The 22,758-nt window shown below is 73.3% G+C and carries 20 protein-coding genes; 12 read left to right on the top strand and 8 right to left on the bottom strand.

The features are described from left to right. The 7 genes from ACLQ29_RS25325 to ACLQ29_RS25295 all read right to left on the bottom strand — a co-directional run bounded on the left by ACLQ29_RS25325 (position 1) and on the right by ACLQ29_RS25295 (position 6,466). Positions 1-2,154: an FtsX-like permease family protein gene (locus ACLQ29_RS25325; RefSeq protein WP_425773956.1), complete on the bottom strand. Its 2,154-nt coding sequence runs from the start codon at positions 2,152-2,154 to the stop codon at positions 1-3. Next, positions 2,151-2,831, bottom strand: coding sequence for an ABC transporter ATP-binding protein (locus ACLQ29_RS25320; protein WP_425773955.1), 681 nt, complete (start codon positions 2,829-2,831; stop codon positions 2,151-2,153). The genes ACLQ29_RS25325 and ACLQ29_RS25320 overlap by 4 nt, the downstream gene beginning before the upstream one ends. Continuing rightward, entirely contained in the window at positions 2,828-3,352 is a 525-nt protein-coding gene (locus ACLQ29_RS25315; RefSeq protein ID WP_425773954.1) for a PadR family transcriptional regulator, read from the bottom strand. The genes ACLQ29_RS25320 and ACLQ29_RS25315 overlap by 4 nt, the downstream gene beginning before the upstream one ends. Before the next feature lie 78 nt (positions 3,353-3,430). Then, positions 3,431-3,793: a fluoride efflux transporter CrcB gene (gene crcB / locus ACLQ29_RS25310; protein ID WP_425773953.1), complete on the bottom strand. Its 363-nt coding sequence runs from the start codon at positions 3,791-3,793 to the stop codon at positions 3,431-3,433. Further along, the gene (locus ACLQ29_RS25305; RefSeq protein WP_425773952.1) at positions 3,790-4,266 is read right to left on the bottom strand and encodes a fluoride efflux transporter FluC; all 477 of its coding nucleotides are present in this window, start codon (positions 4,264-4,266) and stop codon (positions 3,790-3,792) included. Before ACLQ29_RS25305 ends, crcB begins: the two co-directional genes overlap by 4 nt. 80 nt (positions 4,267-4,346) lie before the next feature. Continuing rightward, complete coding sequence (locus ACLQ29_RS25300; RefSeq protein WP_425773951.1) at positions 4,347-5,105, bottom strand: class I SAM-dependent methyltransferase; 759 nt, start codon at positions 5,103-5,105, stop codon at positions 4,347-4,349. A gap of 140 nt (positions 5,106-5,245) precedes the next feature. Beyond that, positions 5,246-6,466, bottom strand: coding sequence for an MFS transporter (locus ACLQ29_RS25295; RefSeq protein ID WP_425773950.1), 1,221 nt, complete (start codon positions 6,464-6,466; stop codon positions 5,246-5,248). Positions 6,467-6,602: 136 nt separating this feature from the next. Here ACLQ29_RS25295 and ACLQ29_RS25290 point away from each other — a divergent pair, with 136 nt between their 5' ends. From ACLQ29_RS25290 to ACLQ29_RS25260, 7 genes are all read left to right on the top strand, one after another. Next, complete coding sequence (locus ACLQ29_RS25290) at positions 6,603-7,052, top strand: MarR family winged helix-turn-helix transcriptional regulator (RefSeq protein ID WP_425773949.1); 450 nt, start codon at positions 6,603-6,605, stop codon at positions 7,050-7,052. Between the two features lie 83 nt (positions 7,053-7,135). Continuing rightward, positions 7,136-8,443 carry a phenylacetate--CoA ligase PaaK gene (gene paaK / locus ACLQ29_RS25285; RefSeq protein ID WP_425773948.1) on the top strand — a complete coding sequence of 436 codons (1,308 nt, stop codon included), beginning with the start codon at positions 7,136-7,138 and terminating at the stop codon, positions 8,441-8,443. 75 nt (positions 8,444-8,518) lie between these two features. Next, entirely contained in the window at positions 8,519-9,253 is a 735-nt protein-coding gene (locus ACLQ29_RS25280; RefSeq protein WP_425773947.1) for a hypothetical protein, read from the top strand. Next, a complete protein-coding gene (locus ACLQ29_RS25275) occupies positions 9,193-9,366 on the top strand; it encodes a hypothetical protein (protein ID WP_425773946.1) in 174 nt (57 codons plus the stop codon). Before ACLQ29_RS25280 ends, ACLQ29_RS25275 begins: the two co-directional genes overlap by 61 nt. A gap of 55 nt (positions 9,367-9,421) precedes the next feature. Continuing rightward, complete coding sequence (locus tag ACLQ29_RS25270; RefSeq protein WP_425773945.1) at positions 9,422-9,988, top strand: dienelactone hydrolase family protein; 567 nt, start codon at positions 9,422-9,424, stop codon at positions 9,986-9,988. 178 nt (positions 9,989-10,166) lie between these two features. After that, positions 10,167-11,000, top strand: a complete 834-nt coding sequence (locus ACLQ29_RS25265) for a class I SAM-dependent methyltransferase (protein ID WP_425773944.1) — start codon at positions 10,167-10,169, stop codon at positions 10,998-11,000. A 57-nt stretch (positions 11,001-11,057) separates the two neighbouring features. Next, on the top strand, positions 11,058-11,630 hold the full coding sequence (locus tag ACLQ29_RS25260; RefSeq protein ID WP_425773943.1) for a YciI family protein: 573 nt from the start codon (positions 11,058-11,060) through the stop codon (positions 11,628-11,630). Positions 11,631-11,704: 74 nt separating this feature from the next. On the opposite strand, the gene ACLQ29_RS25255 is transcribed toward ACLQ29_RS25260, so the two are convergent. Beyond that, the gene (locus ACLQ29_RS25255; protein WP_425773942.1) at positions 11,705-13,978 is read right to left on the bottom strand and encodes an AAA family ATPase; all 2,274 of its coding nucleotides are present in this window, start codon (positions 13,976-13,978) and stop codon (positions 11,705-11,707) included. Positions 13,979-14,171: 193 nt separating this feature from the next. Between ACLQ29_RS25255 and ACLQ29_RS25250 the strand changes: the two genes are divergently transcribed. The 5 genes from ACLQ29_RS25250 (at position 14,172) to ACLQ29_RS25230 (ending at position 22,632) form a co-directional block, all read left to right on the top strand. Beyond that, entirely contained in the window at positions 14,172-17,069 is a 2,898-nt protein-coding gene (locus tag ACLQ29_RS25250) for a helix-turn-helix transcriptional regulator (RefSeq protein ID WP_425773941.1), read from the top strand. A gap of 135 nt (positions 17,070-17,204) precedes the next feature. Further along, complete coding sequence (locus tag ACLQ29_RS25245; RefSeq protein WP_393370772.1) at positions 17,205-17,975, top strand: DUF5995 family protein; 771 nt, start codon at positions 17,205-17,207, stop codon at positions 17,973-17,975. 379 nt (positions 17,976-18,354) lie between these two features. Further along, positions 18,355-18,756, top strand: a complete 402-nt coding sequence (locus tag ACLQ29_RS25240) for a PH domain-containing protein (protein ID WP_425773940.1) — start codon at positions 18,355-18,357, stop codon at positions 18,754-18,756. Positions 18,757-18,843: 87 nt separating this feature from the next. Further along, positions 18,844-20,940, top strand: coding sequence for an amino acid transporter (locus tag ACLQ29_RS25235; protein ID WP_425773939.1), 2,097 nt, complete (start codon positions 18,844-18,846; stop codon positions 20,938-20,940). 174 nt (positions 20,941-21,114) lie between these two features. Next, entirely contained in the window at positions 21,115-22,632 is a 1,518-nt protein-coding gene (locus tag ACLQ29_RS25230; protein ID WP_425773938.1) for a hypothetical protein, read from the top strand. Positions 22,633-22,758 lie beyond the last annotated feature (126 nt).

The following is a 22,758-nucleotide window of genomic DNA, read 5'->3' as shown; positions in this document are numbered from 1 at the left end:
TCACTCGCTGCGGGCGGTCTCCGGACCGGTGATCCGTTCCAGCAGCGGCAGGGTGGAGGCGATGACGCCGAGGCAGGCGACCAGTCCGACCACGACGATCACGTAGAAGCGCGGCTCCGGCGCGACAAGCGTGTAGTGCATCTGTGCCCGCAGGAACAGCTGCGCGGCGAGCAGGCCCATGCCGATGGCGACGGCGGCGACGGCGAGCATCGGCACCGCGCTCTCCAACGCGACCACCCGGCGCAGCACCCGCACCGGCGCGCCGCTGAGACGCAGCAGGCTGAACGGGCGTCGGCGCTCGGTGAGACCGCCGATGACGCTGACCGCGAGGCTGCACCCGCCCAGCGCGAGGCTGGCCACGATGACGACGTTGGCCAGTTGCTCCCAGCCGCGCAGCGTGTTCGCGAAGTCCGCCTCGAAGTCGCCGGGCACGTTCGGCCCGACCCAGAAGGTCGGGAAGGCGGCCTCGAGGGCGGTACGTGAGCGTTCGATGGCGGCTGCCGAGCCGTCCGTGTCGACGACGATCGACAGCACCGGGAGCTGTTGAAGATCGCCGAGCGACACCGACGCGGAGGGCCAGACCCGGGCGGACGAGGCCGACTCCCGGAAGGGGACGAGGCCCGTCGCCACCTCGGCGACGGTGGCGCCCTCGGCACACCGGCCGTACGCGCTCGGAATGTCGGTGCACGCGATCAGGCCGGGCTCGCTGGCGGTCATCCAGTCCGGGTTCTCGCGTACTGCCGTCGCGGACCGCACGCCGGTGATGGAGCGAAGCCCGGTGAAGAGCGAGTCAGGTGCCGCCGGCGCATCGTCGGGAAGGGCGAGAGACACCCGCCCCGCCTCGGTCGAGCCGACCGGCGCCGGACCGCGGTTGGCAATGATCGTGGTGATCACGCCGACGGCCACACTCGTGACGAAGAGCGCGAGCATGATGCCGCTGATCGCCCGGAAGCCGGCCTTCGGGTTGTCGGCCAGGCGGCGCGCGGCGATGAGCGTGGCCGGGCGGTTGGCGTACCGGGCCAGGATGCGGGCGCCGACCATCGTCAGCCAGGGGCCGGCGAGCACCAGGCCGGCCATGATGAGCAGTAGTCCGGGCAGGAACACAGCGGCCTGGCCGTCGGACGTTTCCGGCTTGAAGCCGATGGCGAAGAACAGCACCGCGACGCCGAGCAGGGCCGGGATCAGCCGATACGCGCGCGGTGCCCGTGGCGTGACCCGCCGGGTGACGCCCAGCGGCGAGATCCGTACCCGGCGCAGCGAGACCTGGGCCGCCACCGCCGCGCCGGCCGGGACGCCGAGCGCCACGAGCAGGACGTCCAGCAGGCCCAGCGACATGTCACTGGGGAAGAACGGCATGCCGCTGAACGGGATGGCCGCGAGCGGACCGCGGAAGGCGTAGAACAGGCCTAAGCCGACGGCGGTGCCGGCGACGGCGGCGGCGGCCGCCTCCACCGCGGCGACCATCGCGATCTGCCGGGGCGTCGCGCCAACCAGGCGCATCGCGGCGAAGCGATGCTCCCGGCGGGCGGCGCTGAGCCGGGTGGCCGTGCCGATGAAGATCAGCACCGGGAAGAGCAGCCCGCCGGCGATGACGCCCAGGATGAGGTTCACCGTGGCCTCGGGGAGGGCGGGGGTGTCGCCGACGCTTGTGACCTTCTTCGCGTTCGGAAGTGCGGCGACCCGGTCGGGGGTGCCGCCGGCGATGACGAGCAGGGTGTCCGGTGAGGTCAGCGCGGCCGGACCAACGGTGCCGAGGTCACGCCCCGGGTAGCGGTCGCCCAGTTGGTCGGCCGGGTGGGCGGCCAGCAGGTCGCGCAACGCGGGCGAGGCGTAGAACTGCCCGGGACCAGGGGTGGTGGGGACACCGACCGGGGTGGGCGCGGTCGCGCCGGTAGCGGCGACGTCGATCCGGATGATCTGCTTGCCGTGGAAGTAGTCGAACCGGGTCGACCACCACAGCGGGTCGGCGTCGCCGGCCGAGGCCTGGGGATACATCGAGGCGTACCGGGTGAGCTGGGCGTTGACCGCGTTGACCCCGGCCAGGGTGGTCAGCAGCAGTCCACTGCCGATCGCGACGGCGGCGGCGATGACGAGCAGGCGGGTGAGCGCCTCCCGGCCGCCGGCCACGGCGAGGCGGAGCCCGAAGCGGATCACGAGGCGATCCGGTCCGGCGCGTTGACGCGCCCGTCGCGGACCATGACCTCGCGGTCGGCGTACGCGGCGATCCTCGGCTCGTGGGTCACCAGGATGACGGTGGTGCCCTGCTCGCGGGCGGCGCCCACCAACAGGTCCATCACCTGTTCGCCGGTGAGCGAGTCGAGCGCGCCGGTCGGCTCGTCGGCGAAGAGGACCTGCGGCTCGGCGACCAGGCCCCGGGCGAGGGCGACGCGTTGCGCCTGCCCGCCGGACAGCTCACCGGAGCGGCGCTGCTCCAGACCGTCCAGGCCGAGGCGCGCGAACCAGGCCTGCGCCTTCGGCAGCGCCTGCTTGCGGTGTACGCCGCTGAGCAGGAGCGGCAGGGCGACGTTCTCCACGGCGGTGAGCTCGGGGACGAGCTGGCCGAACTGGAACACGAAGCCGAAGCGGTCCCGGCGCAGGCCGCTGCGCCCGGTCTCGGCCATGGTGTCGATCCGGGCCCCGTCGAGGAGGATCTCGCCGGAGTCGGGCACGAGGATGCCGGCCAGGCAGTGCAACAGGGTGGACTTGCCCGAGCCGCTGGGGCCCATGACGGCGAGGATCTCGCCCGCCTCCACGGCGACGCTGGCGCCGCGCAGGGCGGGGGTCTGGCCGAAGGAGAAGCGCACGTCACGTGCTTCGATCATGACGCTCACGGCCGTACCTCCTTGCGCAGGGCGTCCAGCCGGGCGCTTGTCATCTCGATCCACCGGAGGTCCGCCTCCAGGTGGTAGAGGCCGTGGTCGGCCAGCAGCGCGTCGACGAGGCTGCCGGCGCGCTTGATCTCGGTGAGCTCGCGCATCCGGTGCAGGTGCGCGCTGCGCTGGGTGTCGAGATATTCGTCGGCCGGCCGGTCCAGCATCAGCGCGAGCACGACCTTGGCGAAGAGCACCGTCTGCAGGTGTGGCTCCGGGTCGACCGGCTGGGTCAGCCACTGCTCCACCTCGGTCGCGCCGACGTCGGTGATGATGTAGCGCTTGCGGTCCGGGCCGGCGCCGGGAGCGACGTCGCTGATCACCACCTTGCCGTCCCGGGCCAGGCGGCTGAGGGTGGAGTAGACCTGGCCGAACGGCAGTGGCTTGCCCCGGCCGAAGAAGGCGTCGTAGTCGCGCTTCAGGTCGTAGCCGTGGCTGGGCTCTCGTTCGAGGAGGCCGAGAAGGGTCAGTGGCACGCTCATGAGAGGAGACTACACCGGGGGTATACCTCGCGTATATACCCCCGGTGTGCTCCCCGATCCGGGCGCGGTTTCCGCAGGTCAGCCGAGCAGGGCGCGGGTCAGGGCGTAGCCGGCGGCGGCCGCGGCGAGCCCGGCGGCGACACTGCCCACGACGTTGGCCAGCGCGAGGAGGCGGTGACCGCCCCGCGTCAGCCGCAGCGTCTCGTAGCTGAAGGTGGAGTAGGTGGTCAGCGCCCCGCAGAACCCGGTGCCGAGCAGCGCGGTGAGCGCCGGGCCGGTCGGCCACCCGACGAGCGCGCCGAGCAGCAGCGAGCCGACCACGTTGACGGTGAGCGTGCCCCAGGGGAACGCCGAGTCGTGCCGGGACTGGACCGCGCGGTCGGTGAGGTACCGCAACGGCGCGCCGACGGCCGCCCCCAGGGCGATGAGCAGCACGGTCATCGGGCCGCCCGCCGGCGCAGCAACGCGGCCGTGACGGCGTCGCCCAGCCCGACCGCGACGAGTGCCCCGAGCAGCGTCGCCGCCAGGTACGCCAGCGCGGTGCCCGGCGCGCCCGCGACGAGCGCCTGCTGGATGTCGACCGCGTAGGCGGAGAACGTGGTGAACCCGCCGAGCACCCCGACCCCGAGGAACGGGCGGGCCAGGGGGTGCCCACCGTCGCGGTGGGCGAGCACCGCCATCAGCACCCCGATCAGCAGGCAGCCGGACAGGTTGATGCCGAATGTCGCCCAGGGAAAGCTGGTCGGCGAGTGCGGGGCGGCGTGCTGCAGGCCGGCTCGGGCCAGCGCGCCGAGCACCCCGCCGGCCGCGATCGTGGCGAGAATCGTCGCGGGGCGCGCGGTCAGCTCGCGGCGGTCGGCGGGGACGCGCAGGTCGACGTCGGGGTCGCCACGCTGCTCGGATGGCTCTGGCACGGGTCCTCAGCGTAGTGCCGGCGACGGCCGCGTCAGCACTGGCGGCGACGGCCGCGTCAGCATTGCCGTTGACGGTCGCGTCAGCGCACCGCCGCGACGGCGGCGTCCGGGCCGCCGCGCCACACCGTGCCGACCTCGCTGAACCCGGCCGCGGTGAGGGCGGTCAGGTGCCAGGAGACCGGCGGGTTCCACTCCGGGCTGTGCCCGGTCGGGTAGATGTCCTGCCGCTGGGTGACCAGCGGGGCCAGCGCCGGGTCGGCCCCGGCCCGCTCCCACCAGTCCGACCAGGACAGCACCGCGCCGGCGGCGTACCGGGCGTTGCGCCGGTCCCGGGCCCGGTCCAGCAGCCGCTTGGTCAGCTCCGGCAGGGTGTCGTCGGGCATGTGGTCGGCGTTGACGAAGACCCCGCCCGGCCGCAACACGTCGCGCAGTTCGGCGTAGAGCCGCCCGAGCCGGTCGGCCGGCAGCCAGTGCAGGGCGGTGGCGGTGAGGACGGCGTCGTAGTCGCGGTGGGGGAGCGCGGCGCGCCACTCGGGGGCGCCGAGGTCGGCCGGGACGATTGTGGCCCGGTCGGCGAGGGTGGCCCCGGCGATGGCCAGCAGTGCCGGGTCGAGGTCCAGCAGGGTCACCTCGGCGTCGGGGAAGCGCGCCAGTGTCCGCAGCGAGATGGTGCCGGTGCCGCCGGCCAGGTCGAGCACGCGTGGCGGCCGACCGTCGCGCACCGCGTCGACGGTGTCCAGCATTGTGGTGAACCGCTGTTCCCGGTCCGGCAGGTACGCCTCCTGCTGGCGATCCCAGCTCTCCTGCCAGGCCCAGGGCTCCAAAAGGTAAGGACTCATAGCGAGCAGGCTAGTTACATGCCGGACGCGTTGTCCAGACCTTGTTGCACATAACTTGCAATTGCGGGAAGATGGCAGAGCGATGATCAGAGTGACGCCGGGTCGGGCCTCCGCCCGGCCCGGCGTCCGTCTCCGGCAGGTCAGGCCGCCGTGTCCACCAGGGCCGCGTCGGCCGTCGCCGGCTCCCGACGGCGGGCCAGCCGCAGCGCTGCCAGCAGGACACCCAGGCCGGCCAGGGTGAGCGCCGCGCCGGCCCAGATCGGCGAGGTGTAGCCGAGTCCGGCGGCGATGGTCACCCCGCCGATCCAGGCGCCCAGCGCGTTGCCGAGGTTGAACGCCGCGATGTTCGCCCCGGACGCCAGGGTCGGCGCCTCGCTGGCGTAGCGCATGATCCGCATCTGCAGCGGCGGCACGGTGGCGAACCCGAACCCGCCCATCAGCACCAGCGAGACGACGGTCAGCACCGGGCTCGACGCCGTCAGCGCGAAACCGACGAGCACCACGGTGAGCACCGCCAGGACGGTGACCAGGGTGCGCGACAGCGACAGGTCCGCTGCCCGGCCGCCGAGCAGGTTGCCGGCGAAGAGCCCCACGCCGAAGAGGACGAGCAGCCATGGCACGGTGCTGCTGGCGAAGCCGCTGACCTCGGTGAGCGTGTAGGCGATGTAGGTGAACGCGCCGAACATGCCGCCGAAGCCCAGGACCGTGATCACCAGCGACAGCCAGACCTGCGAGTGGGTGAAGGCTCGCAACTCGCCACGCAGCCCACCGGCCGGCCGGTCGGCGTTCGCGGTGTCGCTGGCCGGAACGAGCAGGGCCAGCCCGATCAGCGCGACCACCCCGATGGCGGTGATCGCCCAGAACGTCGACCGCCAGCCGAAGTGCTGCCCGAGGAAGGTGCCGAAGGGAACGCCGAGCACGTTCGCGATGGTCAGGCCGGCGAACATCATGGCGATGGCGCCCGCCCGGCGGGCCGGTGCCACCAGGCCGGCGGCGACCACGGCGCCGATGCCGAAGAACGCGCCGTGGCAGAGCGCGGCGACGATCCGGCCGGCCATCATCACGGCGTAGTCGCCGGCGACCGCCGAGAGCAGGTTGCCGACGATGAAGAGCACCATCAGGCCCAGCAGCACCGGTTTGCGCGGCAGCCGGGTGACCGCCGCGGTCAGGGCCACTCCGCCGACGGCCACGCTGAGCGCGTAGCCGGAGATCAGCCAGCCGGCGACCGGTTCGGTGACGGCGAAGTCGGCGGCCACCTCGGGCAGCAGCCCCATGATCACGAACTCGGTGAGCCCGATGCCGAAGGCGCCGATCGCCAGCGCGATCAGGCCGGGTGGCAGGGACTTCTGGCGTACGGACATGGTGTTCCCATCGGGGAGGGGGCAGATATGCGGCGTGTGCAACTACACGCGCCAGCAACGAGATAGTTGCACGCGCTGGATACCGGCGCAAGCGTGTAGCCTGGGGCCGTCGAGATCACCCCCGAGGAGGGCCGGCATGGGCATCGCCGACGACGCGGTCGAGATCCGCGCGCAGGGCTGGCGCACCCTCGCCGCCCTGCACGGGCTGATCGAGACCTCTCTGGAACGGGCGTTGCAGGCCGACCACGACCTGTCCGTCGTCGAATACACGGTGCTCGACGCGCTCTCCCGCCAGCACGGCTGGCACATGCGGATGAGCCAGCTCGCCCGCGCCGCAGCCCTCTCCGGCAGCGCCACCACCCGCCTGGTCACCCGACTGGAACAGCGCGGGCTGCTCACCCGCATCCTCTGCGCCGACGACCGGCGCGGCATCTACACCGAGCTGACCCCGGCCGGCTCCGAGCTGCTCACCCAGACTCGACCCACCCACGACCGGGTGCTCAGCGAAGCGCTCGCCGAGGGCGAGGCCACCCCCGAGCTGGCGCCGCTCGTCGACGCCCTGCACCGCCTGCCGACCGCACGCTGACCGACCCGCCAGCCCGGGCCACGGCGGGCGTACGGTACCCGCAGCCCCACCGGGACCGGACCGCCGCGCCAAGGAGGCACGCGATGCAGGACCGCACCCCTCGTGCGGAGGAGTTGGAGCCGATCGAGCGCGCCGGCATCGACGAGCTGCGCGACCTGCAACGCGAACGGCTGCGCTGGTCGTTGCGGCACGCCTACGACAACGTGCCGCACTACCGTCGGGCGTTCGACGCGGCCGGGGTGCACCCCGACGACTGCCGGGACCTCGACGACCTGGCCCGCTTCCCGTTCACCGGCAAGGCGGAGCTGCGGGAGAACTACCCGTTCGGCATGTTCGCCGTCCCTCGGGACCGGGTGGCCCGCCTGCACGCCTCCTCCGGCACCACCGGCCGGCCGACGGTGGTCGGCTACACCCGCGACGACCTGCGCACCTGGGCGCGACTGATGGCCCGGTCGATCCGCGCCTCCGGTGGTCGTCCCGGCGACCGGGTGCACGTCGCGTACGGCTACGGGCTCTTCACCGGCGGCCTGGGCGCGCACTACGGCGCCGAGGAGCTGGGCTGCACCGTCATCCCCGTCTCCGGCGGCATGACCGAGCGTCAGGTGATGCTGATCCGCGACTTCGAACCCGAGGTCATCATGGTCACCCCCAGCTACATGCTCGCCATCGTGGACGAGATGGGGCGACAGGGCGTCGACCCGCGCGCGACCTCCCTGCGGGTGGGCATCTTCGGGGCCGAGCCGTGGACCGAGGACATGCGGCGGGAGATGGAGCAGCGGCTGGACCTCCACGCCGTCGACATCTACGGGCTGTCCGAGGTGATGGGCCCCGGCGTGGCCACCGAGTGCGTCGAGACCAAGGACGGGCTGCATCTCTGGGAGGACCACTTCTACCCGGAGATCATCGACCCGGTGACAGGTGCGGTGCTGCCCGACGGTGAGCGGGGTGAGCTGGTGTTGACCTCGCTGACCAAGGAGGCGATGCCGGTGGTGCGCTACCGCACCCGCGACCTGACCCGACTGCTGCCCGGCACCGCCCGTCCGATGCGCCGGATCGAGAAGATCACCGGCCGCACCGACGACATGATGATCGTGCGCGGGGTGAACATCTTCCCGACCCAGATCGAGGAGCTGATCCTGCGGACCCCGCAGCTGTCGCCGCACTTCCAGTGCGTCCTCGATCGGCAGGGCCGCTTGGACACCCTGACGGTACGGGTGGAGCGGCGCACCGGCGTCACCGCGGATGCCGCCGAGCGGGCCGGCGCGACGCTCGTGGAGTTGGTGAAGAACACCATCGGCGTGAGCGTGGTGGTCGACGTCCTCGCGCCGGACGCGGTGGAGCGGTCGGTGGGCAAGATGCGCCGCATCGTGGACCAGCGCCCGTCCGGCTGATCGCCGCCCGTCAGTGCCCACCGGCGGTCGGTGGCGGGGCTTCGCCAGCGGCCTGATCGACATAGGATCCCGCCCATGCGTGTCCTGGTGGTCTCGGCCCCGCTGGTCGGGCACGTCTTTCCGCTGGTGCCGCTCGCGGTCGCGTTGCGCGACGCCGGCCACGAGGTGCTGTTGGCCACCGGCGGCGGTGGTCTGGCCGCCGCCGACGCGGGTCTGTCGGTGCACGACGTCGCGCCGGGCTTCGACTTCGGCCGGATCGCGCTGCGGGTCTTTCCCCGGCACCCCCTGATCGCCCGCGCCGAGATGGCCGGCACCGCCGACACCCGGGGCGCCGGCCTGCTCTTCGGCGCCCTCACCGATCGGCTCACCGACCCGGTCGTCACGCTGGCCACCGAGTGGCGGCCGGATCTGGTGCTCCACGAGCCGTTCGCGGTCGCCGGCGCGGTGGCCGCCGCCCGGCTGGGGGTGCCGGCCGTGCGCCAGGAGAACTCCCTCTTCGACGGCCGGGACCTGGTCCGCGCCACCGTGGCCCGACTCGGCGGCGCGCTGCGGCGGCACGGCCTGACCGAGCTGCCGCGCCACGCCGGCCGCCGCCATCGCCGTGGCCCCGCCCAGCGTGGCGCGGCAGGATGGCTGGCCGATGCGCTACGACTCGTACGTCGGCGGCGGCGAGCTACCGGCCTGGCTGCGGCAACCGGGCGGGCAACCGCGCATCCTGGTCGGGGGACCGGCGGCACAACGCCGAGCTGGTGGCCCGCCGGGGCGCCGGCCTGGCCCTGCGCCCCCGCGACATCACCGCGCGGGCGCTGACCCACCTGCTCACCGACGAGCGCCTGCGTACCGCCGCCGTCCAGGTCAGCCGTGAGATCGCCGCGATGCCGCCACCGGCCGACCTGGTCGCGCGGCTGGCGGCGCTGGTCTGAGGTCGGCCCCGCGTGGCCACACCGGAGGGACCCGCGGCTGCGGCAGGATGACCGGATGCCACACGTCGTGCTGTTCCACTCCGTGTACGGGCTGCGGCCCGCCGTCCGCGCGACCGCCGACCGGTTGCGCGCCGCCGGGCACCAGGTCACCGTCCCCGACCTGTACGGCGTCCCGGCCGCCGGCACCGTCGAGGAGGGCTTCGCGCTGCTCGACAAGATCGGCCACGACGTGGTGCTGGACCGGGCCCGAGCCGCGCTTCGTGACCTGCCCCCGGAGACGGCGCTCGCCGGCCTCTCGATGGGCGCCGGCGTGGCCGGGGCCCTGCTGGCCGAGCGACCCGACGCCGCAGGTCTGCTCCTGCTGCACGGCACCGGCGGCGCACCGCACGCGGTCCGTCCCGGGTTGCCGGTGCAGCTGCACCTCGCCGACCCCGACCCGTACGACGCGCCGGACGAGGTCGACGAGTGGCAGCAGGTCATGACCGATGCCGGTGCCGACCTGACGGTCTTCCGCTACCCCGGCGCGGGTCACCTGTTCACCGACCCGGACCTGAGCGAGTACGACAGGGGCGCCGACGCGGCGACCTGGCCGAGGGTGCTGGCCTTCCTCAGCGTCCGCTGAGCGCTCCGAACGGCGACGTCGGGGACGACCCAGACTCGGTCCCTCCGCCACGATGAGCCCATGTCGCTTGTCGCCATGTGGCCGGTCCTCGGGATACGGGTCCACCCACCGGCCGTGGAACTGTTCGTGCCCGACGAGGAGGCGCTCGTCCGATACCGTGGCACCACCGTCAAGATCCATGAGGATGTGGCCAGTGCCGACGACAGCTTTCGACGAGCACGAACGGTCTCGCTGGGCCGGGCGCGCGACTGCGTACGACAGCAGTTTCGCCGCCCTCTGCGCCCATCCCGCCCCAGCGTTGCTGGACGCCGCGGGCGTCGCCGCGGGCCTGCGGGTGCTCGACGCCGGCACCGGCTCCGGGACCGTGGCCAGGCTGGCCAGCGCGCGCGGCGCCACGGTCGTGGCCGTCGACGCCGAACCCAGCATGGTCGAGCTGGTGCGCGGCCGCGTCCCGTCCGCCACCGAGGTTCGCCTCGCGGCCCTGCCCCACCTGCCGTTCCCCGCCGGGCACTTCGACGCGGCCGTGGCGAACTTCGTGATCAATCACGTCGGCGACCCGCTGGCCGCGATCCGCGAACTGCGACGGGTCGTCCGGCCGGCCGGACGGATCGCCGTGACGATCTGGCCCGACCCGCCGCCCGAGGCGCAGCGGCTGTGGGGCGCGGTGTTCGACGCCGCCGGGGTCGACCGTCCGACCTCGGTGCCGACGGTGGACGCGGAGCGGGACTTTCCCCGTACCCCCGACGGGTTCGCGGGTCTGATGGACGCCGCGGGTCTCGCCGACGTGCGCTGCGACACGATCACCTGGGCGCATCGCACCCACCCTGAGGCGTGGTGGAGCGGCCCGGCCAACGGCATCAGCAAGGCGGGTCTGGTGCTGGCGGCACAGCCGCCGGACGTGATCACCCGAGTTCGCGCCGTGTACGACGAGCTGACCGCCGCCTACCGGGATGCGGACGGCCTGCTCGTCCTGCCGACCGCGGCGCTACTGGCCTCGGCGTCCGTGCCGTAGGCGGCGGGGCGACACCCGGCCGTCCGGAGGCCCGGCGCCACGTCGAGAATGCGGGGCATGGAGTTCCTCTGCTACCACCGCGACCGGCCCGGCTCGGCGACATTGCGCGACGAGTTGCTGGCCGAGCACTGGTCCTACATGGATCGGTACGCGGAGAAGTTGATCGCCCGCGGCCCGACCTTGTCCGGCGACACGGCCACCGGCAGCGTGCACATCGTCGACGTGCCCGATCCGGCCGCCGCACAGGCGTTCGCCTTCGACGAGCCCAACTACCAGGCCGGTGTGTACCGGGACGTGCTGCTGCGCCGATGGCGCAACACGCTGGGCCGCACCATGTGGGACTTCCCCGGTGGTCGGACCGGCGGCAACCGCTACCTGGTGCTGGGCCTCGGCGAGGGGCAGGCCGTCGACCTGCCCCTGCCACCCGACCCGGACGAGCTGATCGCGTACGGGCCGCTGCTGTCCGACGACGGCGCCACGTGGCTGGGCACCGCCGCGCTGGTCCGGGCGCCGACCCCGGACGCGGCGCGCGCCATCCTGACCGCGGACCGGTACGCCGCCGTCGAGGTGCACGACTGGCAGTTCGGCGGCCGGCCGTCCGGGGACGTCAGGTTGACTGCTGTGCATTAAGTGATCATCGGACGAGCCGCGCCGTACGAGGCACACCGAAGGTGTGCGGGCGGCCCACAGCCGTCAACGGACCGTCAGGCGGAGGCGGCCAGGCCATCCGGCCGGCCGATCAACGGCGGGCGCGGTATCGCGCGTACCGTGCCGGGCGGAACGCCGACGCCAGCGGGCACCCGGTTCACCGCTGACCTCACCGGCACCGGCCGGAGCGCCGCTGGGGAGCGGGGGGAGTCACTGCGCGGAGACACCGACGCCGCCGCGGGCGGGGTCGACGGTACGTCGTCGGCCGACGCGACGACTCGCAGCGGGCGGAGACTCGCCAACTGGTTGGTCGCGGGACTCGACGCGGCCGGACGGGCGGCCATCGTCGGGGTGGGGTTACGTCGCGGCGGCGCTGTCGGGCCGGTGGCACCGCCCTGCCCCGCCCTCGGCAGCGCCGCGAAGACTGCGTCGAGGCGGCCGGCCCGAGCGCCAACGGTGTCGAGGCGCACGATCTCGGCGCTCCTCGTCGTCGTGCCGTTGATCGCACCGGTGCGAGCGGCTCCAGTGCGGTCGTTGGCAGCGCGATTCGGCCGGCCGGTGTCGGAGCCGGCGGTGTCGTGGTGTGGGACGGTGGCGGCCCGGCGGGTGAAGACGGCCCGCAGCGCGCGGGGCAGCCGCTCGGCGGCGACCTGGCGCAGCGCGGGCGACGCGAACCCGTACCCGCCGGCGTGCTGGGGGATGAGCAGCCCGGCGGCGACCAGCCGGCGGAGCGCCGACACGGACCGTCCGGGCGTCCAGCTGAGGGCCCGGTCGACAGCCGCGCCGGAGATCACGCCGCCGAGGACACCGGCGGCCATCAGGACCGCCCGCCGCTCACCGTCGAGGTGGTCCAGCTCGGCGCCGACGGCCCGGCGTACGGCCTCGGGCAACGGGAGCGCCGTCGGGTCGGCCCCGGCCACGATCGACGCGACGTACGCCGCCGCGTGCCCGGGTCGGCCGCCCACCAGCGGCAGCAGCCGGTCCACCAGGGGGACCGGCTGACCGGCCCGGGTCAGGAGGTGGCGCAGCAGCCGCCCGGACTGCACCGTGGCCAGCGGGCGGATCGTCACCCGGCGGGCCGAGCCGGGCCGGGTGTCGGCCCACTGCGGTTGGTGCAGCGTGATCACGGCCAGTGGTAGCCCCCGTGCCGTCGCCGCGCTGAACAGCGCACGTAGGAATCCGCTCACCGCCGGCGCCGCCCGGTCCACGTCGTCCACGGCGACGACGAGCGGCACCTGGGTGGCCAGGCGCAGCAGGACATCACGGCAGATCGCCGCGCCGGCCATCGCCGCGGCGGAGCCGTCCGGGTTGGTCAGCATCCGCTGGAGCGCCGGGACGGCGGTGGCGACCCGATCCGGTGGGAACAGGGCGGTCAGGGCGGCGACGAGCCGGTCGTGGACCGCCGCCGGGCCGTCACCGCGGCGGACCCCGGCGACGCCACGCAGCAGCTCGGCGACCGGTTCCAGGACCTGATCGGGGTACGGCTGGCAGGCCGTCACCGACCAGTGCACGGATGCTCGGTCCACCGTGGTCAGCCCACGGGCCAGCTCGTGCAGCAGCCGGCTGCGTCCACTGCCGGTGGGCCCGACCAGGGAGATCCAGCACGGCTTCCGCTCCCGGATGGCCAGGGTCAGCTGGTCGCGGATGGTGGCCAGCTCGCGGCGGCGGCCGATCAGCGGGCCGTCGTGCCTGTCGACGCCGGGACGCACCGGACCGACGGCGTGCCAGACCGGTGTCGGTGGCACGTGGCCGGCGACCGGCACCGGCGGCAGTTGACGCTGGGTGATCAGGCCGGCAGTGGCCCGCGCGGTGGCCGCGCAGAGCGCGACGGCGCCCGGTGGCGCGTACTCCTGGAGGCGGGCCGCGGTGGTGATCACCGCGCCGCTGGCCACGCCGTGCCCGCCGCTGACCGCGTCGCCCAGGTCGACCACGACCTCGCCGGTGGCGACACCGACACGCACCCGGAGTCGGATGTCCCCGACCATCGGTCGGCGGTCCAGCGCGGCCTGGATCTCGAGTCCGGCGCGCACCGCGCGGTACGCGTCGAAGCCGTCGGAGTGCCGAGCGCCGAAGAGCGCCATCACCGCGTCGCCGACGTACTTCTCCACCACTCCCTGCCAGCGGTGCAGCACGCGGGCGACGGTGTCGAAATAGACCCGCTGCAACGCGCGGACGTCCTCCGGGTCGAGTCGGTTCACCAGCGCCGTGGAGCCGACGATGTCGGCGAAGAGCACCGTGACGGTGCGTCTCTCCTCAGGGACGGGCCAGTGCGGGGTCACGGGTCGCCGCGCGTCGCCGACGATGACGCTGGTCGTGGTGGTGGTGATCATGGTTTCGCACCAACCCTTCTCCCCGCTGATGCCTGGTGACCTCCGGAGATTGGCATTCCTGGGCTGACGGGGGATCTGCCGAACGACGTATGTCGGCCACTCGCAACCTTTAGTCGCAAAGTCGACGCGAGGAGTACCACAAGCGGCACTTGGCCGTAGAACGCTTCGGGGATCGGTGATTAGGCTGCGTGCCATGGCCAGCGATGTGGACACCGCACCGCTCGTGGGCCGGACCGCGCTGGTGCAGACGGTTCGGTCCGCGCTGCTCGGTGACGCCGCGCACGGGCAGACCGCCGCCGTCTTCCTGACCGGTGAGAGCGGTGTGGGCAAGACCCGCCTGTTGGGTGAGGTCGGCGACCGGCTGCGTGCGCAGGGCGCCGTGGTGCTCACCGGCAGCTGCCTGGACATCGGCGACGCCTCCCCGCTGCACCCGCTGTTGCAGGCGCTGCGCCGCTTCGACGCCGACCTGTCCAGCGCGCACGCGCGCACCTCCTCCGCGGTGCGGGGGCTGCTGCAGATGTTCGCCGACGAGACCGCCGGCCCGGACGGCGCGGGCGCGTTGCTGGAGCGGGTCAGCCGCGGCCTGCACCTGATCGCCGAGGGCCGGCCACTGGTGCTGATCCTCGACGACCTGCAGTGGGTCGACCGGAGCACCCGACAGTTGCTGCTCTACCTGTTGGCCGGGCTCGGCGACCTCCAGCTCTCCGTGCTGGCGGCGGTGCGCGCCGAGTCGTTGCAGGGCGCGCACCCGCTGCGCCGGGTGCTCACCGAGCTGCGTCGGCTGCGGACGGTACGGGTGCTCGACCTGGCCCCACTGGACCGGGCCGACACCGAGAAGCTCGCCGCCGCCGTGGTCGGCCGACCGCTGGCCGCCGAGGCGGCCGAACAGGTCTGGCAGCGCAGCGGCGGCAACCCGTTCGTCATCGAGGAGCTGGCCCGCGATCTCCGCGACGGCCGCGACGGCCTGTCCGAGACGCTGCGGGAGATCTTCCTCGACCGGGTCGACGCGCTGCCCCAGCACGCGCACGCGGTGGTGCACGCGGTCGCCGCGGGTGTCGAGCCGGTCCAGCACTGGCTGCTGGCCCGGGTGCTGCGGTTGCCCGAGGACGAGCTGATCGAGGCGGCCCGCGCCGCGGTGGCCCATCGGCTGCTGGTCGGCGCCGACGACGGTTACCGGCTGCGGCACCGCCTCGTCGCCGAGGTGCTCGCGCACGAGCTGCTGCCGGCCGAGCGTTCCGGGCTGCACCGCCGCTACGCCGAGGCGCTCACCGCCGCTCCGGGCGAGCTGCACCAGGCGCGTCTGGCGCACCACTGGCGGTTGGCCGGTGAGCCGGCGCGCGCCCTGCCGGCCGAGGTGGCGGCGGCGCAGGAGGCCGAGCGGCTGCACGGTTACGCCGAGGCGCACCGGCACTGGTCGGCGGCGTTGCAACTGGCCACCGACCCGGTTCCGCTGGGGGTGGACCGGGTGGAGTTGCTCAAGAACGCCGCCGAGTCGGCACACCACTGCGGGGAGCACGCCCGCGCGCTGGCCCTGCTGGAAGAGGTGGCCGCGCTGCCCGGTGGCGAGCCGAGCGCGCTGCACATCCGCCGGGCCCGCTACCTGGCCGCCGCCGGTCGCTCGGCGCTGGCCGAGGAGGAATACCAGCGGGCGCTGACGGCGGCCGACTGTTCCCCGCGCGACCGGGCCACCGCCGCCGCCCGTCTCGCCGAGCTGCTCCTGCATCTGGGCCGCTACGCCGACGCCGGCCAGCGGGCCCGGGAGGCGCTGGCGTTGGCCGCCGACGTGGAGGGCTCCGCCACCGAGGTGGTGTTGGCCAGCGCGGCGCTGGGCTTCAGCGACGCCTACCTGGAGGACCCGGACGCGGGGCTCGCGGTGATGCGCGACGCCCTCGAGACCGCCGAGCGCGCCGGGCAGCCCGAGGATGTGGCCTGCGCGTACCTGCACCTGGCGGAGCTGTTGACCGGGCCACTGAACATCCTCGAGGAGGGTGTGGTGGTGGCCCGGCGCGGTGCCGAGCGGGTCGCCGAGCTGGGGCTGGGCCGCACCTGGGAGACCCGGCTGCTGGCCGTCGCCATCAACGGGCTGTTCCGGGTGGGCCAGTGGGCCGAGGCGGAGAAGGTGGTCGCCGCCGCCCTGCGGCACCGACCGTCCGGTGCGGACGCCGTGGAGCTGCTGCTGGCCCGCTGTCGGCTCTCGGTGGGCTACGGCGACATCGACGCCGCCAGCCGCGACCTCGACGCGGTGGCGACCCTGCTCGCCGGTGGCGGTGCGCGGCACGTCATTCCGCTGCTCACCCTGCGCGCCGGGCTGGCCATGTGGGAGGGCCGGCACGACGTGGCGCGGTTGGCGGTGCAACGTGGCCTCACCGAGAGCCGTTCCGACGACGTGACGATCCTGTCGGCGCTGGTCTGGCACGGCCTGCGGGCCGAGGCTGAGGCGCACGCCAGCCGTACCGTGGCGGTGGACCCGACGGTGGTCCGCCGGCTGCGCGACGTGGCGGACCGGGTGGCCCGCAAGAGCGTCGGCGCGGCCCGTCCGGTGCGCTCGGTGGTGGACGGGTTCCTGGCCCTGTGCGCCGCCGAGGTGAGCCGTCTCGACAGCAGCGATCCGGACCTGTGGGCCGCGTCGGTCGCCGAGTGGGATCGACGCCACCACCCCTACCCGGCGGCGTACTCGCGGCTGCGGCAGGCCGAGGCGCTGCTGGCCCGCCGCAGCCGGCTGGCCACCGCCGGCAAGCTGTTGCGGGAGGCGTACCGGGTGGCGCAGGGACTGGGCGCGGTGCCACTGACCTCGGAGATCCGCGAGCTGGCCGGGCGGGCCCGGGTGTCGCTTGAGGAACGCGAGGCTCTCAGCGGGACGCGGGGCGCGCCGGCCGAGGCGTCCGACGACGAGTTGGCGGCGCTCACCGCACGGGAGCGGGAGGTGCTCGCGCTCGTCGCGGAGGGCCTGACCAACAGGGAGATCGGGCAGCGGCTGTTCATCAGCGAGCGGACCATCGGGGTGCACGTGTCGCACATCTTCGACAAGCTCCAGGTCCGGACCCGCGTCCAGGCCAGCGCGATCCAGTTGCGCAACGTCGTCCGAAGCTGACGCTCGGCCACCGCCCACCGGCGTGTGTGCGCCGGGATACGTCGTTCTACTGATTCGGCGAGTGGGTGTCGGCTGAGAGGCTGGGCCGCGTCGACGACGGCACGGGGGATGCCGCCGACCACTTTGGAGGCAGAGATGATCGAAGCGGTCTGGGGGCCCGTGCACCGGGACATCGTCGATCTGCTCGCCGACCATCCCGCCGACGTGCCGGCCGTTGTCGATCACCTCACCAAGCTGCAGGACCTGCTCGTGCGGTTGCCTCCGTTGGAGGCCAGCTGCCCCCTCGCGGACTTCAACAGGCTCTACCTGACCATCACCAGCAGCGTGTTGGACGGCTTGTACGACGACCGTTTCGTCGACCCGGCCTTTCTCTCCCGGCTGGACGTGGAGTTCGCGGCGCGGTATTTCGACGCGATGCGGCTCTGGACCGACTCCAGCCCGGGCACTCCGAAGGCGTGGTCGTGCCTCTTCGAGCGGATGCGTGGGCCGGACGCCCGCCCGCTGCCGTCGGCGGCGGCGGGAGTCAACGCGCACATCAACTTCGACCTGCCCTTCGCCCTGGTGACCACGTTCGACCACCTGGAGTCGGAGCCGGTCGACGGCAGTGACCAGCACCATGACTACCTGGAGATCAACAAGATCTTCGCGGACAAGATCCCCGGTCTGCGCCGGGGCTATCTGGAGCGGTGGCAGCTGCTCATCGACATGCTCAACGGCGACATCGACGACTGGTACCAGGGGGAACTGGTCGAGTACACCCGCGATGTCGCCTGGCGTAACGCGCAGAAGATCTGGCGGTGCCGGCACGATCCGGACGCCCGCGAGTGTGAGCGCACGCGGTTGGACGACAACGCCGCGGCGCTCGGCCGGCTACTGCTCTCGCCCCTCGGGGCGTTCCTGCAGTAGCCGGGACGGGGGGTCCCCGCGCTCCGCCCCGTGGGGGGTGGCGGAGCGCGGGGGCGCGTCCCAGCAGATCCACCCGCCCCTGGTGTCCGGCCGGCGTCCGGTCGGGCCCGGAGGCGCAGCCGGTCGGCCCCGGGGGGTGTCGACCGTCTGCCACCGTCGGTCGGCCCCGGGGGGCGCCGGCCGACGGTGGGGGAGGGGCGTGGGGCTCGTCGGTGGCGGTGGCGGCTGTCGAGGGGTGTCGGCGGGCTCATAGCGGGTACGCCCGCGCCATGACCGTCCTGGCCCGGCGTCGGCCCGCCGCCCGCCCTCGGCCCGCGCGGCCCGGCCCGCTGCGGCCGGGTGGCCCGGTGCCGCGACCCACAGTTCGTCCCGGTGCGCGGTGACAGGTGCCGCGACGCGGTTCGCGTTCCGCTTCGATCCGGTGTTCCGCCCGGTGTTGGCGCTGCTGGGGGTCCGCCCGGCGACGACCTGGGTCGCCGTCACCGACCGGGACCTGGTGATCCGGTACGGGCCGTGGCGGTTGCGGACCGACCGGGAGAACGTGACAGCCGTCGAGCTGAGCGGCCCGTACCGCTGGTGGCGGGTGATCGGGCCGCACCTGTCGCTGGCCGACGGGGGTGCGAGCTTCGGCAGCAGCACGGCCGGCGGGATCTGCCTGCGCTTCGGCACGGCGGTGCCGGCGGTGGTGCCGGGCGGGTGGCCACGACACCCGGCGGCCACGGTGACCATCGCCGACCCGCCCGCGCTGGCCCGTGTGCTCGCCGTTCCGGACCTGTCCTGAGCTGGCCGTCCACCTGCCCGGTTCCGCCGGTCGGGTCCCGCGCCACCACCTACCGTCGGATCAGGACCTGTGAGGGTGGGACTGGCGATGGGTGACGAGCACCGGGCGAAACCACGACGTTGGAGCGGGCGCCGCCACGCGCCGACGGGGCCGGACCCGGCGCTGCGGGCGGCCCGTGACCCGGCGCGCCCGCACCGGGGCGGCCGGCCGGGTGTCGTGGTGCCCGAACGCGTGGCGTCGGCGGCGCGGTCGTCGCTGCCGGCCAGTCCACTGCGCCGGTGGCTCTTCCAGCACCAGGTGCAGCCGCCGGGCCCGGAGGCGGGCGAGGGACAGAACCGCCGGCACGCCTGGTGGCAGGTGATGTGCCTGACCGGCGTCGACTACTTCTCCACACTGTCGTACCTTCCGGGTATCGCGGCGGTGGCGGCCGGGGCGCTGTCCCCGCTGGCCACCCTGCTGATCGTCGTGCTCACCCTCTTCGGCATGTTGCCGATGTACCGGCGGGTGGCCCAGGAGAGCCCGCACGGGCAGGGGTCGGTGGCGATGTTGGAGCGCCTGCTGCCGTTCTGGCGGGGCAAGATCTTCGTACTCGTGCTGCTCGGCTTCGTGGCCACCTCCTGGATCATCACGATCACCCTGTCCTCGGCGGACGCCACCGTGCACCTGCTGGAGAACCCGTACCTGCCGGACGCGCTGCACGGCCCCGCCGTCCCGGTCGTGGTCACCGTGGTGCTGCTGCTCATCCTCGGCGGGGTGTTCCTGCTCGGCTTCCGCGAGGCGGTGGTGGTGGCCATCCCACTTGTCGCCGTCTTCCTGGTGCTCAACGCGGTGATCGTCGTGGTCGCGGTGGCCCAGCTCGTCGCCGACCCGGGCATCGTGTCGGACTGGACCGCCGCGCTGACCACGAGCGGCGGCGGGCCGGGCCACGTGCTGCTCACGGCCGTGCTGGCGTTCCCGCTGTTGGTGCTGGGCCTGTCCGGATTCGAGACCGGGGTGAGCATGATGCCGCTGGTCCGGGCCGACGGGGTGGACAAGCAGGCCCGGCTCGCCTCCCGGATCCGCAACACCCGCCGGCTGCTCACCACCGCCGCGCTGATCATGTCGGTGTACCTCATCTCGACGACCTTCGTGACCACGGCGCTCATCCCACGGGAGGAGTTCGAACCCGGAGGGGCGGCCAACGGGCGGGCCCTGGCGTTTCTGGCGCACGCTCACCTGGGCGAGGCCTTCGGCACCGTCTACGACGTGAGCAGCGTCCTCATCCTCTGGTTCGCCGGCGCCTCGGCGATGGCCGGGCTGATCAACATCGTGCCGCGCTACCTGCCCTCGTACGGGATGGCGCCGGAGTGGGCGCGGGCGGTGCGTCCGGTCGTGATCGTCTACACCGTCGTCAGCGTCGCCATCACGATCGCCTTCCGGGCCGACGTCAACGCCCAGGCCGGGGCGTACGCGACAGGCATCCTGGCGATGATGGTCTCCGGCGCGGTGGCGGTGACGATCTCCGCGGTCCGCCACCACCAGCGCGCCACCGCCGTCGGTTTCACACTGCTGACCCTGGTGCTGCTGTACGCGTTGCTGGAGAACGTCATCGAGCAGCCGGACGGGATCACCATCTCCGCCCTGTTCATCCTCGGCATCATCGTGGTCTCGTTGGTCTCCCGGGTCACCCGGACCACCGAGTTGCGCGCCGAGCGGATCGAGTTCGACGAGCCGGCCCGTCGGTTCATCACCGAGTCGCTGGCCCACGACGGGCAGTTGCACCTGATCGCGAACAAGCGGCAGAGCGGGTCGGTGAAGGAGTACACGATCAAGGAACGGGCGCAGCGGGGGATGAACCCGGTGCCCGGTGCGGCGGACGTGCTGTTCCTGGAGATCGACGTGGTGGACCCGTCGGAGTTCAGTCAGGTGCTGCGGGTGCACGGGATCGAGGTCGGTGGCTTCCGGGTGTTGCGGGCCAGCAGCCCGGCCGCGCCCAACGCGATAGCCGCGATCCTGTTGGCCCTGCGGGACGCCACCGGGGTTCGGCCGCACGCGCACTTCGAGTGGTCGGAGGGGAGCCCGATCGCGCACCTGGCGCGCTATCTCATCCTCGGTCGGGGCGACACCCCGCCGGTGGTGCGGGAGATCATCCGGCGGACCGAGCGGGACCCGCTGCGTCGCCCCGGCATCCACGTCGGCGGGTGACCCGACTGCCCGTTTGGCGGGGTTGAAAGATGAATAGAGGCACTATTCACGTTCACACCTTCCTGTCCGTATTGCAGACCTATCGTGACGTTTGGCGGTCGACGCTACGTCGAGCCCCCCGCGCCCGGATCGGCGCGCGGTCACGTCTTGCAGGCAGGAAGGCAGGCACCTTTGATGTCCACGTACCAAGGAGGAGACCGCGAGATCCGACCCAGACGCCGGTCCCGCTGGCTCTTGGCCAGCGGGTTGCTGGCGGGAAGCCTGGTCGTGGGAGGAGCCGGCGTGGCCGGTGTGGCCGCCGCGGCCGACCGTGACCTCTCCCTCCCCGGTCTGAGCCGGCTGAGCACGCCGGCCGGAAACGACGACGACCGCCGTGCCGGCGACCAGGGCGGGGCGCAGCGCGACCCGGACGGGGCCGAACGGGGCCACGCCCCCAGCCCGGGCACCGGCAAGCGGGCAGTGGTGTCGGTGCCCTGCGACGCCGCGAAGCTGGTGGCGGCGCTTGTCACGGCCAACGCCGAGGGCGGCGCGGAGCTGCGGCTCGCGCCCAAGTGCCGCTACCTGCTCACCGAGGCGTTCCACGAGACCGACCAGTACGACGGGGGGATCCGCGACGCCCGGGAGGCGGCCGACGCCGCGGAAACTCCCGGTGACGCCGACGCGCCGCCGCACAACCCGGCCGACGACACCGCCGGCCTGCCGGTGATCTACCAGGCCATCACGATCGACGGCGCCGGCGCCACCATCGCCCGCGACGCCCAGGCCGCGCCGTTCCGCTTCTTCACCGTCCGCGACGGTGGCGAGTTGACCCTGCGCGACGTGGAACTGCACAACGGCCGCTCGGCCATCGAGGGTGGCAGCGTGCACGTGGTGCACGGGGCTACCGCCGTGGTGGAACGGGTCACCGTCTCGCAGAGCACCTCGCTGTCCCCGGAGGGCGGCGGCGGTGGGATCTTCAACGACGGCAACATGGTGGTCACCGACTCCACATTCGTCGGCAACAGCGCCTCCGGCGCCGCGGGCAAGGGCGGGGGCCTGCTCAACGGCGGTGTGCTGACGCTGAAGCGTTCCGAGTTCCACCACAACAGCGCCAACGGCTACGGCGGCGGGCTCGGCAACTATCGCGGCGCGGCCGACGTGGAGAGCGTCTCCTTCACCCAGAACAGCGCGGGTCAGGGCGGCGGGCTGGCCAGCTTCTCGGCCCGGACGAAGGTCTCCGACACCGAGTTGCTGAACAACACCGCGCAGGTCGGCGGCGGCGCCGCGAACTCCGACGCGGTGCTGGTGATGCGCACGATGACCATCCGTGGCAACACGTCCACCGTCAACGGCGGCGGCATCTCCACGGTGAAGGGCCTGACGCCGCTCGACGACAGCGTGGTCGACGGCAACACCACCCACGGCGTCGGCGCCGGCATCTACGCCGAGAAGGCCAACCTGCTGGTCCGCGGCAGCGACGTGACACGCAACGAGGCGGTCGGCGCGGCGTCCAGCGGCGGTGGCATCTACGCGTCCGCGGGTTCGGTGGCGATCTACACCAGCAAGATCACCCACAACGCCTCGACGGTGAAGCCCGGCGGCATCTTCGCCGCGCACGCCCAGGTCAAGATCGACGACGAGAGCGTGGTCATCGAGAACGAGCCGACCAACTGCGAGGGCAGCCCGGTACCTGTCGCGCACTGCTTCCGCTGAGCGGACCCCCGGCGCCCATCGGGAGCGCAGCCGGCCGCCCGGACGATCACCACGATCGTCCGGGCGGCCGTCCGCTGTCCCGCCCGATCGTTGCGACACCTCCGGGCGGTTGCCGTGTCGGCGGTG

It is taken from the genome of Micromonospora sp. DT228, assembly GCF_049841595.1.
Lineage (GTDB): Bacteria > Actinomycetota > Actinomycetes > Mycobacteriales > Micromonosporaceae > Micromonospora.
The sequence above is the reverse complement of the archived record's forward strand: the minus strand, read 5'-3'. Positions and strand labels throughout refer to the sequence as shown.

Bases quoted from the DNA above. Each gene is read 5' to 3' on its own strand.
- ACLQ29_RS25315 (WP_425773954.1), bottom strand. From the start codon at position 3,352: ATGAGCGTGCCACTGACCCTTCTCGGCCTCCTCGAACGAGAGCCCAGC.
- crcB (WP_425773953.1), bottom strand. From the start codon at position 3,793: ATGACCGTGCTGCTCATCGCCCTGGGGGCGGCCGTCGGCGCGCCGTTG.
- ACLQ29_RS25300 (WP_425773951.1), bottom strand. From the start codon at position 5,105: ATGAGTCCTTACCTTTTGGAGCCCTGGGCCTGGCAGGAGAGCTGGGAT.
- ACLQ29_RS25295 (WP_425773950.1), bottom strand. From the start codon at position 6,466: ATGTCCGTACGCCAGAAGTCCCTGCCACCCGGCCTGATCGCGCTGGCG.
- ACLQ29_RS25290 (WP_425773949.1), top strand. From the start codon at position 6,603: ATGGGCATCGCCGACGACGCGGTCGAGATCCGCGCGCAGGGCTGGCGC.
- paaK (WP_425773948.1), top strand. From the start codon at position 7,136: ATGCAGGACCGCACCCCTCGTGCGGAGGAGTTGGAGCCGATCGAGCGC.
- ACLQ29_RS25280 (WP_425773947.1), top strand. From the start codon at position 8,519: ATGCGTGTCCTGGTGGTCTCGGCCCCGCTGGTCGGGCACGTCTTTCCG.
- ACLQ29_RS25270 (WP_425773945.1), top strand. From the start codon at position 9,422: ATGCCACACGTCGTGCTGTTCCACTCCGTGTACGGGCTGCGGCCCGCC.
- ACLQ29_RS25265 (WP_425773944.1), top strand. From the start codon at position 10,167: ATGAGGATGTGGCCAGTGCCGACGACAGCTTTCGACGAGCACGAACGG.
- ACLQ29_RS25260 (WP_425773943.1), top strand. From the start codon at position 11,058: ATGGAGTTCCTCTGCTACCACCGCGACCGGCCCGGCTCGGCGACATTG.
- ACLQ29_RS25255 (WP_425773942.1), bottom strand. From the start codon at position 13,978: ATGATCACCACCACCACGACCAGCGTCATCGTCGGCGACGCGCGGCGA.
- ACLQ29_RS25250 (WP_425773941.1), top strand. From the start codon at position 14,172: ATGGCCAGCGATGTGGACACCGCACCGCTCGTGGGCCGGACCGCGCTG.
- ACLQ29_RS25245 (WP_393370772.1), top strand. From the start codon at position 17,205: ATGATCGAAGCGGTCTGGGGGCCCGTGCACCGGGACATCGTCGATCTG.
- ACLQ29_RS25235 (WP_425773939.1), top strand. From the start codon at position 18,844: ATGGGTGACGAGCACCGGGCGAAACCACGACGTTGGAGCGGGCGCCGC.
- ACLQ29_RS25230 (WP_425773938.1), top strand. From the start codon at position 21,115: ATGTCCACGTACCAAGGAGGAGACCGCGAGATCCGACCCAGACGCCGG.